At 69.0% G+C, this 17506-nt stretch carries 2 protein-coding genes (both cut by a window edge); both read right to left on the bottom strand.

Annotated features, from left to right (window positions below):
- Positions 1-3539 carry the start of a non-ribosomal peptide synthase/polyketide synthase gene (locus tag Q2K21_RS03350; protein WP_310764181.1) on the bottom strand. 16003 nt of this gene lie to the left of the window's left edge, so the window shows 3539 of its 19542 coding nt (coding positions 1-3539); the start codon lies at positions 3537-3539; the stop codon falls past the left edge of the window.
- Positions 3539-17506, bottom strand: partial view of a non-ribosomal peptide synthase/polyketide synthase gene (locus Q2K21_RS03345; protein WP_310764179.1) — the 3' portion only. 18426 nt of this gene lie beyond the right edge of the window; 13968 of the gene's 32394 nt are visible here — the last part of the coding sequence; its start codon lies off the right edge, out of view; its stop codon occupies positions 3539-3541. The genes Q2K21_RS03350 and Q2K21_RS03345 overlap by 1 nt, the downstream gene beginning before the upstream one ends.

Here is a 17506-nt window from a genome sequence, read left to right as displayed (position 1 = left end):
GCGGACCGCCACACCACCTGGACCGGCTCACGCAGTCCCTGCCACACGACCGACGTGCGGAACACGTCATGCCGGTCGATCACCTGCTGCAACGCGGAGAGGAACCCGTCGAGCCGGGAACGGCCGTCGAACTCGATCACCGTAGGTGACACGTAGGCGTCCTGGCCGCCGTCGGCCAGCAGGTGGTGGAAGAGGATGCCTTCCTGCAGCGGGGCCAGCGGGTAGATGTCCGCCACGTTCGCCGCACCGCCCTCGACCGTGCCGACCACGGCCTGGACCTCGGCCTCGGTCAACTCGACCAGCGGCAGCATCTCCGGCGTGATCACCTGCGCCCCGTCCGGGATCAGGTTCTCCGGCACCACCACCGACACCGCACCCGACGCAGCCGCCAGACCCGCCGGCGTCGGCGAGACGAACAGCGCCCGCACCGACACCGACACACCCCGCACCCGCAACCACTCCACCAGCCGCACCGCCAGCAGAGAATGACCGCCCAGAGCGAAGAAGTCGTCATCGACACCGACCGACTCCAGCCCCAGAACCTCCGCGAACGCCTGGCACAGCAGTTCCTCGCGGACGTTGGCCGGGCCGCGACCGGAACCGGCTGCGGACGCGAAGTCCGGTGCGGGCAGGGCCCGCCGGTCCAGCTTCCCGTTGGGCGTCAGCGGCAGCGCGTCCAGCACCACCACCGCAGCCGGAACCATGTACTCCGGCAGACGCGAAGCGACATGCTCCCGCAGGACTGCCGGATCGGCTTCCGCTCCGGTTGCCGGGACGACGTAGGCGACCAGACGCTTGTCCCCGCCCACATCCTCCCGCGCGATCACGGCCGCCTGCGCGACCTGCGGGTGCTCGGCGATGACCGCCTGGATCTCGCCCGGCTCGATCCGATACCCACGGATCTTCACCTGCTCATCCGCACGCCCCAGATACACCAGATCACCATCGGCGTCCCACCGCACCACATCCCCGGTCCGGTACAAACGCCCACCACCACCGGCAGTGGTGTCGAACGGGTCGGCGACGAACCGCTCACCGGTCAGACCCGCACGCCCCACATACCCCCGCGCCAACTGCACACCAGCCAGATACAACTCACCCGCCACCCCCACCGGCACCGGAGCAAGCCGCTCATCCAGCACGAACACCCGCGTGTTGAACACCGGACGCCCGATCGGCACCACCGACGCCCCGTCAGCCACCACCCCATGACCGGTCACATCCACCGACGCCTCGGTCGGACCGTACAGATTGAACAACCCCACCGCCGAACCGAACACCCCGAAGAACCGGTCCCGCACCCCAGCACCCAACGCCTCACCCGAACACACCACCCGACGCAGCGACCCACACTCCCCCGCCCCCACCACACCCAGGAACGCCTCCAGCATCGAAGGCACAAAATGCACCGTGTCCACCCGCTCATCACGGATCAACCCCGCCACATACCCCGGATCCCGATGACCACCCGGCCGGGCCACCACCATCACCGCACCCTGCACCAACGGCCAGAACAACTCCCACACCGACACATCGAAACCGAACGGCGTCTTGTGCAACACCCGGTCCCCGACCCCAAGACCGAACCGCGCCTGCATCCACACCAACCGGTTCACAATCCCCGCATGCGAAACCACCACACCCTTCGGCAACCCCGTCGACCCCGACGTATAAATCACATACGCCGCATGCCCCGACACCACCAACACCCCAGGATCAGCATCGGACAACGACGACACCGCCGACACCACACCCGGCTCATCCAACGCCACCACCGGCACCGAACCGGCATCCACACCCGAGAGACCAGCACCGGTGACGACAGCGACCACGCCGGCATCGGCCAGCATGAACGACACCCGCTCGGCGGGCAGTTCCGGATCCACCGGCAGATACGCAGCCCCGGCCTTCAGCACGGCCAGCAGCGCCACCACCATCTCCACGCCGCGTTCCATCATCACCGCGACGACCGACTCCGGACCCACACCCAACCCGGTCAGGTAACGGGCCAGACGGTTCGCACGCGCATCCAGCTCCCCGTAGGAGACGGACTCGCCCTCGAACACCACCGCCGGCGCATCCGGCGTCCGCGCCACCTGCCCCGCGAACAACCCCGGCAACGTCGCGGACGGCACCTCGACCGCCGTGTCGTTCCACTGACGCAGCACCTGGTCCCGCTCACCCGCATCCAGCACATCCACACCGGACACCGACACCGACGGATCGGCGGCCACCGCCTCCAGCACCCGCACCAGACGCTCGACGAACACCGCAACCGTCTCCGGATCGAACAGATCCGCAGACCCGGTCACCCCACCAAACAGCCCGGCCGGAACACCCTCGGCATCGAGGACCTCCGACACCGTCACGTCCAGGTCGAACTTCGCGACTGCCGCGATCGGCTTCTCGCTGAGCTGCTCCGCCGCCTGCCCGCCGACCCGCAGGCCCGGCAGGTCCAGCGCCGCCTGGGCGTTGTTCTGCACGGTGAGCATCACCTGGAACAACGGATGCCGCGACAGCGAACGGGCAGGAGCCAGCTCCTCCACCAGAAGCTCGAACGGAACATCTTGGCTACCGAGTGCCGAAAGCCCGGTTTCCCGAATCCTGCCCAGCAGTTCCGTGAATGTGGGATCGCCCGACAGGTCCGTGCGCATCACGAGGGTGTTGATGAAGAACCCGACGAGATCGTTCAACCCCTCGTCGGTGCGGCCGGCGACTGCCGCACCGATCGGGATGTCCTCGCCGGCGCCCAGCTTCGACAGCAGCACCGCGAGCGCGGCCTGCACCACCATGAACACCGTCACACCCTGCTCACGCGCCATTCGCAGCAGCCGCGCGTGCACATCAGCAGAAACCTGCAGCGGCACGGCGTGCCCGGTATGACTGGACACCGCCGGGCGCGGACGGTCCACCGGCAGCGCCAGCTCCTCCGGAATCCCGGCCAAAGCCTCACGCCAGTAGGCGACCTGCTGGGAGATCAGGCTTTCCGCGTCGTCCCTGCTGCCGAGCAGTTCGCGCTGCCACAGCGCGTAGTCCGCGTACTGGCCCGGCAACGGCTCCCACCGCGGTGCCCGGCTCTCGGACCGCGCGGCGTACGCGGTCGAGAGGTCCTTGGCCAGCGGCGCCAACGACCAGCCGTCACCAGCAATGTGGTGCACCACGACCACCAAGACGTGCTCGTCCGCGCCGACCTTGAACAGCCAAGCCCGGATGGGCACCTCCGTCTCCAGGTCGAACACGCAGCCCATGGCTGCTTCCGTCTCGGCGGACAGCTCTTCGGCGGTCACCTCAACCACTTGGAGTTCCCAAGCCAGATCATCGATGCCGATGATCCGCTGGTACGGCTCGCCGTCAGAGGTCGGGAACACTGTGCGCAGCACTTCGTGCCGGCCGATCACATCGCGCAACGCCGCACCGAGCGCAACGGAGTCCACCTCGCCGGACAGCCCCAGCACCATTGGGATGTTGTAGAGCGCGCTCGGCCCCTCCAACTGCCCGATGAACCACAGCCGGCGCTGTGCGAACGACAACGGAAGCATCAGGACTCCTCTGAATTGCGCATCGGCCGGAACGCCGGCCTGGTCGACTTCTGATTTCCCACCCGGGCTGCGAGCCCGGCCACGGTCGGAGCCTCGAACAGGGTCCGTATGTCTACCTCGACGCCCAGGGCCGCCCGGATCCGGCTGACGAGGCGAGCCGCGAGCAGGGAGTGTCCACCCAGGTCGAAGAAGTCGTCGTCGACGCTCACGGACTCCAGTCCGAGGACCTCGGCGAACGCCTGGCACAGCATCTCTTCACGGGCGTTGGCCGGGCCGCGCCCGGAACCGGCCGCCGACGCGGACTCGGGTGCGGGCAGGGCCTTGCGGTCCAGCTTGCCGTTGGGTGTCAGCGGCAGCGCCTCCAGCACCACCACCGCAGCCGGGACCATGTACTCCGGCAGACGCGAGGCCACGAACTCCCGCACCACCACCGGCAGCCCGGAAGCTCCTTCACCGCTCTGACCATCGTCATCGGCGGTCGGGACGACGTAGGCGACCAGACGCCTGTCCCCGCCCGCATCCTCCCGCACGATCACCGCGGCCTGCGCCACCTGCGGATGCGCGGCGATCACCGCCTGGATCTCACCCGGCTCGATCCGATACCCACGGACCTTCACCTGCTCATCCGCACGCCCGGCGAACACCAGGTTCCCCGCGGCATCCCACCGCACCACATCCCCGGTCCGGTACAAACGACCACCACCAGTGGCAGTACCGAACGGGTCGGCGACAAACCGCTCCGCGGTCAGACCCGAACGACCCGCATACCCACGAGCCAGACCCTCACCCGCGATATACAGCTCACCGGCCACACCCACCGGCACCGGAACAAGCCGCTCATCCAGCACATACGCCCGAGCGTTGAACACCGGAGTACCGATATGCGGCACATCCCCGGCCGACAACACACCCGACATCGCCGCACACACCGTCGTCTCCGTCGGCCCGTACGCGTTGACCAGCCGCCGCCCAGAAGACCACCGGGCCACCAACTCCCCACCCAGCGCCTCACCCGCAGACACCAACGTCGTCACCGAACCCAGATCCTCAGGCTCCAACACCGCCAACACCGCAGGCGGCAACGTCACATGCGTCACCTCGAACCTCGCCACCACACCGCTCAAGCCGGCACCCGGCAACAACTCCCGTGCCGGAGCCACCACCAAGGACGCACCCGAACACAACGACACGAAAATCTCAGCACTGGCCGCATCGAAACCGACCGAGGCGAACTGCAGCACCCGGCTGCCCTCACCGATCGCGAACCTCCGCGACTGGGAAGCCACCAAACTCCCCAACCCCGCATGCGTGACCACCACACCCTTGGGCACCCCCGTAGACCCAGACGTGTAGATCACATACGCCGGATGCTCCACGCACGACGACACCGGCAACACCTCACCGGACATCGCCGACACCACCGCGGCCACCTGCGGATCGTCCAACGCCACCGTCGGAACCCGACCGGCCGGCAACTCATCCAGGATGTCCTCGATGCCGACCAGAACCGCCACCCGGGCATCGGTGAGCATGAACGCGATCCGCTCCGCCGGATACTCCGGATCGATCGGCAGATACGCCGCCCCCGCCTTCGACACGGCCAGCATCGCCACGATCACATCCACACCACGCGGCAGACACAGAGCCACCACCGACTCCGCACCCACACCCAGCCCCGACAGATACCGGGCCAGACGATTCGCCCGCGCATCCAGCTCGGCATACGACACCGAACCACCCTCGAACACCACCGCCGGCACATCCGGCGTCCGCGCCACCTGCGCCGCGAACAACTCCGGCAACGTCACCGACGCCACCTCGACCGCCGTGTCGTTCCACTCCACCAACACCCGTTCCAGCTCACCGGCATCCAGCACATCCACCCCGGACAACGGCACGGACGGATCGGCGACCACTGCCTCCAGTACCCGTTCGAGACGCCGGCCGATCGCCGCCACCGTGTCCGGATCGAACAGATCCGTCGATCCGGTCACCACGCCACGGATCCCCACCGGGACACCGTCGGCATCGAGGACTTCCGACAACGTGACGTCCAGGTCGAACTTCGCGACAGCGGCGATCGGCGTGTCACCGGCCTGCTCGACCGCATGCCCGTGGGCCCGAACGCCCGGCAGGTCCAGGACCGCTTCGGCGTTGTTCTGGTAGGTGAGCATCACCTGGAACAGCGGATGCCTTGCCAGGGAACGGGCCGGGGCCAGTTCCTCCACCAACCGCTCGAACGGCACGTCCTGGTGCTCGAACCCGGCCAGGCTCACCCGCCGTACCCGGTCCAGCACCTCGGTGAACGTCGGGTCGCCCGACAGGTCCGTGCGCATCACCAGCGTGTTCACGAAGAAGCCGACCAGGTCGTCCAGCGCCTCATCCGTACGCCCGGCGACCGCGGCACCCATCGGGATGTCCTCACCGGCACCGAGCTTGGACAGCAGCACCGCCAGCGCGGCCTGCACGACCATGAACGCCGTCACGCCCCGCTCACGCGCCATGCCCGCAATCCGGGCGTGCACGTCAGCCGAGACCTGCACCGGAACGGTGTGTCCGCGGTGGCTCGCCACCTCCGGACGCGGACGGTCCACCGGCAGTGACAGCTCCTCGGGCGCCCCGGTCAGGGCCTGGCGCCAGTAGGCGACCTGCCGGGAGATCAGGCTGTTCTGGTCCTGATCGTCACCGAGCAGTTCGCGCTGCCACAGCGCGTAGTCCGCGTACTGCACCGGCAACGGCTCCCATACCGGAGCACGGCCTTCAAGGCGCGCCGCGTACGCCGCCGACACGTCCTTCGCGAGTGGTCCGATGGACCAGCCGTCGCCGGAGATGTGGTGTACCACCACGACGAGAACATGCTCCTCCGGCCCGGCCGTGAACAGCCATGCCCGGATCGGCACCTCGGAGACCAGATCGAAGGCGTAGTCCACCGCCTGCGCGACCGCACCCGGCAGTTCCGCGGCAGCCACCTGGACCCGCTGCAGCTCCCACTGCAGGTCATCAAGGCCGATGATCTGCTGGTACGGCTGCCCGTCCGCGGCGGTGGGGAAGACCGTGCGCAGCACCTCGTGCCGGCCGATCACATCCCGCAGGGCCGCCGCGAGCGCGACCTGGTCGACGTCACCGGACAGGCGAATCGCCACCGGGACGTTGTAGAGCGCGCTCCGTCCTTCCAGCTGCCCGATGAACCACAGGCGCTGCTGCGCGAACGACAACGGCAACCGCTCCGGACGCACCCACGGCACCAAAGCCGAACGCGCCACACCGGCCCCCGAAAGCCGCGCCGCGAGACCGGCCACGGTCGGAGCCTCGAAGAGCATCCGCAGAGACACCTCGATCCCGAGAACCGCACGCACCCGGCTGACGAGACGCACCGCGAGCAGAGAGTGCCCACCCAGCGCGAAGAAGTCGTCGTCGACACTCACGGACTCCAGTCCGAGGACCTCGGCGAACGCCTGGCACAGGATCTCCTCGCGCACGTTGGCGGGACCGCGCCCGGCCCCGGCCGCGGAGGCGAAGTTCGGTGCGGGCAGGGCCTTGCGGTCCAGCTTCCCGTTCACCGTGAGCGGCAGCGTGTCCAGCACCACCACCGCAGCCGGGACCATGTACTCCGGCAGACGCGAGGCGACATGCTCCCGCAGCGCGGTCGGCAGTCCGCCGGCGACAGCAGCGTCGGCATCGTCATCGGCGGTCGGGACGACGTAGGCGACCAGACGCCTGTCCCCGCCCGCATCCTCCCGCACGATCACCGCGGCCTGCGCCACCTGCGGATGCGCGGCGATCACCGCCTGGATCTCACCCGGCTCGATCCGATACCCACGGACCTTCACCTGCTCATCCGCACGCCCGGCGAACACCAGGTTCCCCGCGGCATCCCACCGCACCACATCCCCGGTCCGGTACAAACGACCACCACCAGTGGCAGTACCGAACGGGTCGGCGACAAACCGCTCCGCGGTCAGACCCGAACGACCCGCATACCCACGAGCCAGACCCTCACCCGCGATATACAGCTCACCGGCCACACCCACCGGCACCGGAACAAGCCGCTCATCCAGCACATACGCCCGAGCGTTGAACACCGGAGTACCGATATGCGGCACATCCCCGGCCGACAACACACCCGACATCGCCGCACACACCGTCGTCTCCGTCGGCCCGTACGCGTTGACCAGCCGCCGCCCAGAAGACCACCGGGCCACCAACTCCCCACCCAGCGCCTCACCCGCAGACACCAACGTCGTCACCGAACCCAGATCCTCAGGCTCCAACACCGCCAACACCGCAGGCGGCAACGTCACATGCGTCACCCCGAACCTCGCCACCACACCGCTCAAGCCGGCACCCGGCAACAACTCCCGTGCCGGAGCCACCACCAAGGACGCACCCGAACACAACGACACGAAAATCTCAGCACTGGCCGCATCGAAACCGACCGAGGCGAACTGCAGCACCCGGCTGCCCTCACCAATCGCGAACCTCCGCGACTGGGAAGCCACCAAACTCCCCAACCCCGCATGCGTGACCACCACACCCTTGGGCACCCCCGTAGACCCAGACGTGTAGATCATATAGGCGGAATGATCTAGAAGTTGAGAAACCGAGAAAGCGTCGTCAGACATAGCCGACACCTCCGCAGCCACCTGCGGATCGTCCAGAGTCACCATCCGCACCAGCCCGGCCGGCAACCCATCGAGCAGCACGTCCTCCGTGCGGACCAGAACCGCCACCCGGGCATCGGTGAGCATGAACGCGATCCGCTCCGCCGGATACTCCGGATCGATCGGCAGATACGCCGCCCCAGCCTTCGACACGGCCAGCATCGCCACGATCACATCCACACCACGCGGCAGACACAGAGCCACCACCGACTCCGCACCCACACCCAGCCCCGACAGATACCGGGCCAGACGATTCGCACGCGCATCCAGCTCGGCATACGACACCGAACCACCCTCGAACACCACCGCCGGCACATCCGGCGTCCGCGCCACCTGCGCCGCGAACAACTCCGGCAACGTCCCTCGCGAAACCGGCGCGCCCGTGTCGTTCCACTGACGCAGCACCTGGTCCAGCTCGGCGGCGTCCAGCACGCCCACCGCCGAGAGCGGCACCTGCGCGCCGCCGCCGTCGAGGCCATCCTCCAACGCCGAGACGAGGTGGCCGACCACCGTGTGCAGCATCGCGACCACAGCCTGCGGATCGATCGACCCGACCGCGTCCACGACCAGTCCGAACCCATGACCGTCGTCATCGATCGACACGGACAGCGGATAGTTGGTCCGCTCCCGGGCGAACAGCGGACGGACACCGTCGAACCCGCTGCCCCGGTCGGCTCCGGATTCGTCAGCGCCCTGGTGTCCGCCGTTCGTGATGTGGCGGTAGTTGAACAGCGAGTTGAAGAGCGACTCATCGGCCGGCACCGCGCTGGCGCGCTGGGCCAGGGCCAGCGGCGCGTGCTCGTGCTCGAGCAGCCCGGCCAGCTGACCGCGCATCGCCGCGACGGCGTCCAGAGCGTTGAGTTCGCCGGTGCGCACCCGCACCGGAAGGGTGTTGATGAACAGGCCAGGCACCCGGTCCGAGCCGGCACCGGCGTTCATCCGCCCGAACAGCAGCGTGCCGAAGACGACGTCGTCACGGCCGGAGACCACCGCCAGCACCCGCGACCACGCCACATGCATCACCGTGGCCGGGCTGGCCCCCAACCGACGGGCCGCCTCACGCAACCGCACCGCCAGCTCGGCATCCACAGGCAGGCTCGTCCGTACCACCTTCGAGCCGTCTCCGTGCACGTCGCTGACCCCGAAGGCCGTGGTCGGCTCCTGGACATCGCCCAGCAGCTCCCGGAAGTACTCCTCGTGCTCCCCGGCGTCGAGAGCGGCCCGGGCCTGGGCCACGAACTCCCGGAACGGCAACGGCTCCGGCAAGTCCTCGATCCTGTCCTCCAGCACTGCCTGGATCTCGCCCAGCACCACCTCCAACGTGGTGTGGTCCTGCACCAGGTGATGTGTCCTCAGCAATCCGAGCCACCGGCCGTCGGAGGCCTCGGTGATATGCAGGTCCAGGAGCGGTGCGCGCCCCAGGTCCATCGACAGGCCGACCGACGCCACCAGCTCCGCCGCCGGGTCCGCGGCATCGGCGGCAAGAGTCACCTCGGTGACCGGCAGTGCCGCGGACCGCCACACCACCTGGACCGGCTCGCGCAGCCCCTGCCACACGACCGACGTGCGGAACACATCGTGCCGGTCGATCACCTGCTGCAACGCGGAGAGGAACCCGTCGAGCCGGGAACGGCCGTCGAACTCGAGGACCATCGGCAGGACATACGCGTCCTGGCCGCCGTCGGCCAGCAGGTGGTGGAAGAAGATGCCTTCCTGCAGCGGGGCCAGCGGGTAGATGTCCGCCACGTTCGCCGCACCGCCCTCGACCGTGCCGAGCACGGTCTGGACCTCGGCCTCGGTCAGCTCGACCAGCGGCAGCATCTCCGGCGTGATCACCTGCGCCCCGTCCGGGATCAGGTTCTCCGGCACCACCACCGACACCGCACCGGCCACCGCCGCCAGACCCACAGCGGTCGGGGTCTCGAAAAGCGCCCGCACCGACACCGACACACCCCGCACCCGCAACCACTCCACCAGCCGCACCGCCAGCAGGGAGTGACCACCCAGCGCGAAGAAGTCGTCATCGACACCGACCGACTCCAGCCCCAGAACCTCCGCGAACGCCTGGCACAGGATCTCTTCGCGCACGTTCGCCGGGCCACGCCCGGAACCAGCGATCGCGGTGAAGTCCGGCGCCGGCAGCGCCTTACGGTCCAGCTTGCCGTTCACCGTGAGCGGCAGCCCGTCCAGCACCACCACCGCAGCCGGAACCATGTACTCCGGCAGACGCGAAGCAACATGCTCCCGCAACACTGCGCGGAGCCCGTCTGCGGCATCGGCATCGGCATCCGCGGTCGGGACGACGTAGGCGACCAGACGCCTGTCCCCGCCCACATCCTCCCGCGCGATCACAGCCGCCTGCGCCACCTGCGGATGCTCGGCGATGACCGCCTGGATCTCGCCCGGCTCGATCCGGAAACCACGGATCTTCACCTGCTCGTCGGCCCGGCCCAGGTACACCAGGTCCCCATCGGCCGTCCAGCGCGCCCGGTCACCGGTGCGGTACATCCGCTCCCCGACACCGAAGGGGGAGGCCACGAAGCGCTCACCGGTCAGACCAGCGCGCCCCATGTACCCACGGGCCAACTGCGCACCAGCGACATACAACTCCCCGGCAACCCCGGCCGGCACCGGACGAAGCCCGTCATCAAGCACGTACACCGACAGCCCAGGGATCCCTCGCCCGATCGCGCTGGCCGCCGTCCCGATGTCACCGGCCTCGAGCGCGCGATAGGTGACATGCACGGTGGTCTCGGTGATGCCGTACATGTTGACAAGACGCGGGCGGCCCCCCGGCCGGCCGGCCCACCAGTCAGCCAGCCGCGCGGGATCCAACGCCTCCCCGCCGAACACCACGGCACGAAGCGCCGCAGCCGAGTCCGGACGGCTCGCCCCAGCCGCAATCAGCTGGTAGAACGCCGACGGCGTCTGGCTCAGGACCGTGACCCGCTCACGATCAAGCAGGTCCCAGAACTCCTCCGGCGACCGGGAAACCTCGTACGAGACCACCACCAGTCGTCCACCGTGCAGCAGCGCGCCCCACAACTCCCACACCGAGAAGTCGAAGGCGAACGAGTGGAACCAGCTCCACACGTCGTCGGAACCGAACTCGAAGAGCTTCATCGTCGACGCGAACAGGCTCATCACATTGCGGTGAGTGACAGCCACGCCCTTGGGACGCCCCGTCGATCCCGACGTGTAGATCGCATACGCGGGGTGATCCAACAGCAGAGAGCCACAGCGCTCCGCTGATGTCAGGGCGCTGTCGTCCAGATCGGCGACCCTCGCCGCGGTCCGCGGATCGTCCAGCACGAACACCGGTACATCCACTTCGGACAGAGCAGGAAGGCACGCGGTCGCGGTGAACACGAGCGACGGACGTGCATCGGCGAGCACGAAGCCGATCCGCTCGGCCGGGTAGGCCGGGTCGATCGGCAGATACGCCGCCCCCGCCTTGAGCACTCCCAGCAGCGCCACCACCAGATCGGCAGAACGCTCCATCAGCACCGCCACCAGCGAGTCCGGGCCCACCCCGTGTCCGGCCAGCAACCTCGCCAGCTGGTTCGCCCGCGCGTCCAACTGCGCATAGGTCAACCGCTCGTCCCCCGACACCACTGCCACCGCGTCCGGCGTCCGCGCCACCTGCGCCGCGAACACCTCCGGCAGCGTCCCCCGCGGTACGACCACATCGGTGTCGTTCCACTGACGCAGCACCTGGTCCAGCTCCGCGGCGTCCAGCACACCCACCGCCGACAGCGGCACCTGCACGCCGCCGTCCAGAGCGTTCTCCAACGCCGACACCACACCGCCGACCGCGGTGAGCAGCATCCCCGCCACAGCCTGCGGATCGATCGGCCCGACCGCATCCACCGTCACGGCAAAGCGCTCGGCGCCACTGTCATCGACCGACACCGTCAACGGGTAGTTGGTGCTGTCCCGGGCGAGCACCGGCCGGACACCGTCGAACCCGCCGCCACGGGCACCGCCGTCGCCGGCACCATGTGCCCCTCCGGCGGTGTTGTGCCGGTAGTTGAACAGCGCGGTGAACAGCGGCTCATCGGCCGGCACCCCGCTGACCCGCTGGGCCAGCGCCAGCGGCGCGTGCTCGTGCTCCAACAGCCCGGCCAGCTGACCGCGCATCGCCGCAACCGCGGCCTGTACGTCGAGTTCGGTGGTGCGCACCCGCACCGGAAGGGTGTTCATGAACAGGCCGGGTACCCGGTCGGAGCCGGCGCCGGCGTTCATGCGTCCCAGCAGCACGGTGCCGAAGACGACGTCGTCACGGCCGGAGACCGCCGCCAGCACCCGCGACCACGCCACATGCATCACCGTGGCCGGGCTGGCCCCCAGCCGACGGGACATCTCCCGCAAGCGCACCGCCAGCTCGGGATCGACGGGCAGGACTGCCCGTTCGACCGCGGAGCCGTCGCCGCGTACGTCAGTGACACCGAACGCCGCGGTCGGCTCGTCCACCCCGGCCAGCAGCTCGCGGAAGAACTCCTCGTGCTCCCCGGTGTCCAGACCGGCCCGGGCCTGCGCCACGAATTCCCGGAACGACAACGGCTCCGGAAGCTCCTCGGCCCGGCCCTCCAGCACCGCCTGGATCTCGCCCAGCACCACCTCCAACGTGGTGTGGTCCTGCACCAGGTGGTGCATCCGCAGCAGTCCGAGCCACCGGCCGTCGGACATCTCGGTGATGTGCAGGTCCAGGAGCGGTGCGCGCCCCAGGTCCATCGACAGTCCGACCGACGCCACCAACTCCGCCGCCGGGTCCTCGGCATCGGCATCGAGCCTGACCTCGGTGACGGGCAGCGCCGCAGATCGCCACACCACCTGGACCGGCTCGCGCAGCCCCTGCCACACCACCGACGTGCGGAACACGTCGTGCCGGTCGATCACCTGCTGCAACGCGGAGAGGAACCCGTCGAGCCGGGAACGGCCGTCGAACTCGAGGACCGTCGGCAGCGCGTACGCGTCCTGGCCGCCGTCGGCCAGCAGGTGGTGGAAGAAGATGCCTTCCTGCAGCGGGGCCAGCGGATAGATGTCCGCCACGTTCGCCGCACCGCCCTCGACCGTGCCGACCACGGTCTGGACCTCGGCCTCGGTCAGCTCGACCAGCGGCAGCATCTCCGGCGTGATCACCTGCGCCCCGTCCGGGATCAGGTTCTCCGGCACCACCACCGACACCGCACCCGAGGTGGCCGCCAGACCCGCCGGCGTCGGCGAGACGAACAGCGCCCGCACCGACACCGACACACCCCGCACCCGCAACCACTCCACCAGCCGCACCGCCAGCAGAGAATGACCGCCCAGCGCGAAGAAGTCGTCATCGACGCCGACCGACTCCAGCCCCAGGACCTCGGCAAAGCCCTGGCAGAGCAGTTCCTCGCGCACGTTGGCCGGGCCACGCCCGGAACCAGCGATCGCGGTGAAGTCCGGCGCGGGCAGGGCCTTGCGGTCCAGCTTCCCGTTCGTGTTCAGCGGCAGCACATCCAGCACCACCACCGCAGCCGGAACCATGTACTCCGGCAGCCGCGAAGCAACATGCTCCCGCAGCACGACCGGATCGGCTTCCGCACCGGTTGCCGGGACGACGTAGGCGACCAGACGCTTGTCCCCGCCCTCATCCTCCCGCGCGATCACGGCAGCCTGCCCGACCTGCGGGTGCGCGGCGATGACCGCCTGGATCTCGCCCAGCTCGATCCGGAAACCACGGACCTTCACCTGCTCATCCGCACGCCCGACGAACACCAGCTCACCGGACTCGCTCCACCGCACCACATCCCCGGTCCGGTACAAACGGCCACCACCACCGGTGGTGTCGAACGGGTCGGCGACGAACCGCTCACCGGTCAGACCCGCACGGCCCGCATACCCACGGGCCAGCTGCGCACCCGCGATATACAACTCACCCGCCACACCCACCGGCACCGGAGCAAGCCGCTCGTCCAGCACGAACACCCGGCTGTTACCGGACGGACGCCCGAACGACACCACCGCAGACTCCGCCACCCCCGGATCCAGCACCCCGGCCGCCATCATCACCGCGGCCTCCGTCGGACCATAGGCATGGGACAACACACGGCCCTGCGCCCACGCCCCGGCCGTCCGGGCAGAGATCGCCTCCGAACCCACCACCATGTGCTCCACCGGCGCCAGATCCCCCGGCGAGAGCATCTCCAGCAGACTCGGCACCACACTGGCCACCCGCACCCCGGCCGAGACCACCAGATCCCGCAACAACCCCGCATCCACCCGCTGCGCCGCCGACGCCACCACCAAACGCGCCCCCGACGTCAACGCCACCGCCACATCCAGCACCGACGCATCGAAACTGAACGAAACGAACTGCAACACCCCCACACCCGGCACCGCACCGAACACCGGCGTGAACACCGCCACCGTATTCGCCAACGCCCCATGCGAGACCGCCACACCCTTCGGCGTCCCCGTCGACCCCGACGTATAAATCACATACGCCAACTGCCCCGACACCAACGACACCGGCACAGACCCACCGGACAACGACGACACCGCCGCCACCACACCCGGCTCATCCAGCACCACCACCGGCACCGACACACCCGGCACGCCCTCCGACGCACCCTCCGGCCCGGACAGCACCCCGGCCACCCCGGACACCGTCAGCACACACACCGGCCCCGCATCAGCCAGCATGAACGCGATCCGCTCCACGGGCAGCTCCGGATCCACCGGCACATACGCGCCACCGGCCTTCCACACCGCCAACAGGGCCACCACCATGTCCACCCCACGCGGCAGACACAACCCCACCACCGACTCCGCACCCACACCCAACCCCGACAGATACCGGGCCAGACGATTCGCCCGCGCATCCAGCTCCCCATAGGAGACGGACTCGCCCTCGAACACCACCGCCGGCGCATCCGGCGTCCGCGCCACCTGCCCCGCGAACAACCCCGGCACCAGAACCTGCGGCACCACCGTGTCCGTGTCGTTCCACTGACGCAGCACCCGATCCCGCTCACCCGCATCCAGCACATCCACACCGGACACCGACACCGACGGATCGGCGGCCACCGCCTCCAGCACCCGCACCAGACGCTCGACGAACACCGCCACCGTCTCCGGATCGAACAGATCCGCAGACCCGGTCACCCCACCAAACAGCCCGGACGGAACACCCTCGGCATCGAACACCTCCGACACCGTCACGTCCAGGTCGAACTTCGCGACTGCCGCAATCGGCGTCCCACCGAGCTGCGTCGCTGCCTGCCCACCGGCTCGAACGCCCGGCAGGTCCAGGACCGCCTGGGCGTTGTTCTGCACGGTGAGCATCACCTGGAACAACGGATGCCGCGACAGCGAACGGGCAGGAGCCAGCTCCTCCACCAACCGCTCGAACGGCACATCCTGATGCGCAAACGCCGACAGGCCTGCCTCACGTACCCGGGTCAGCACCTGCTCGAAGCTCGGGTCACCCGACAGGTCCGTGCGCATCACCAGCGTGTTCACGAAGAACCCGACCAGGTCGTCCAGCGCCTCATCCGTACGCCCGGCAACCGCGGCACCCATCGGGATGTCCTCACCGGCACCCAGCTTCGACAGCAGCACCGCAAGCGCGGCCTGCACCACCATGAACACCGTCACGCCCTGCTCACGCGCCACCGAAAGCAGCCGCGCGTGCACATCAGCCGGAACCTGCACCGGCACCGCGTGCCCGCGATGGCTCGCCACCGCCGGACGCGGACGATCCACCGGCAGTGCCAGTTCCTCCGGCGCGCCCGCGAGCGCATCCCGCCAGAACTCCACCTGCCGGGATATCAAGCTGTCCGGGTCGTCCTCGCTGCCCAGCAACTCCCGCTGCCACAGCGCGTAATCCGCGTACTGCACCGGCAACGGCTCCCACACCGGAGCCTGGCCCTCGACACGAGCCGCATACGCCGCCGACACGTCCTGGGCCAGCGGACCGGTCGACCAACCGTCACCGGCGATGTGGTGCACCACGACCACCAGGACATGCTCATCCGAGCCGTCGCTGAACAGCCCCGCCCGGATCGGCACCTCCACCGCCAGATCGAACACGTACCCGGCCGCCGCCACGACCTCCGCCTGGAGGTCGGTCGGGGCCACCTGGACCAGCTGGAGCTCCCACTCCAGGTCATCAAGGCCGATGACCTGCTGGAACGGCTGCCCGTCCGCGGTCGGGAACATCGTGCGCAGCACCTCGTGCCGGCCGATCACATCCCGCAACGCCGCCGCAAGCGCGACCTGGTCGACATCACCGGACAGGCGTATCGCCATCGGAATGTTGTAGAGCGCGCTCGGGCCTTCCAACTGCCCGATGAACCACAGGCGCTGCTGCGCGAACGACAACGGCAACCGCTCCGGACGCACCCACGGCACCAAAGCAGACCGCGCCACACCAGCACCCGAAAGCCGCGCGGCAAGGCCGGCCACCGTCGGAGCCTCGAACAGCACCCGCAGCGACACCTCGACCCCGAGAACCGCACGCACCCGGCTGACCAGGCGCACCGCGAGCAGGGAATGCCCGCCCAGCGCGAAGAAGTCGTCGTCGACGCCCACAGCCGAAAGGCCCAGGACCTCGGCGAACGCCTGGCACAGCAGCTCTTCACGGGCGTTGGCCGGGCCACGCCCGGAACCGGCGATCGCGGTGAAGTCCGGCGCGGGCAGGGCCTTGCGGTCCAGCTTCCCGTTCGTGTTCAGCGGCAGCACATCCAGCACCACCACCGCAGCCGGAACCATGTACTCCGGCAGACGCGAAGCAACATGCTCCCGCAATGCTGTGGGGAGACCGCCAACGAGACCAGCATCGGCATCGGCCGTCGGGATGACGTAGGCGACCAGGCGCTTGTCCCCGCCCTCATCCTCCCGCGCGATGACGGCAGCCTGCGCGACCTGCGGGTGCGCGGCGATGACCGCCTGGATCTCGCCCAGCTCGATCCGGAAACCACGGACCTTCACCTGCTCATCCGCACGCCCGACGAACACCAGCTCACCGGACTCGCTCCACCGCACCACATCCCCGGTCCGATACAGGCGGCCACCACCGGTGGTGTCGAACGGGTCGGCGACGAACCGCTCACCGGTCAGACCCGCACGGCCCGCATACCCACGGGCCAGCTGCGCACCCGCGATATACAACTCACCCGCCACACCCACCGGCACCGGAGCAAGCCGCTCGTCCAGCACGAACACCCGGCTGTTACCGGACGGACGCCCGAACGACACCACCGCAGACTCCGCCACCCCCGGATCCAGCACCCCGGCCGCCATCATCACCGCGGCCTCCGTCGGACCATA

Origin of the sequence: Streptomyces sp. CGMCC 4.7035 (assembly GCF_031583065.1) — a bacterium.
GTDB lineage: Bacteria > Actinomycetota > Actinomycetes > Streptomycetales > Streptomycetaceae > Streptomyces > Streptomyces yaanensis.
Note: the sequence above shows the minus strand (reverse complement) of the source record. Positions and strands in the feature narration are given on the sequence as shown.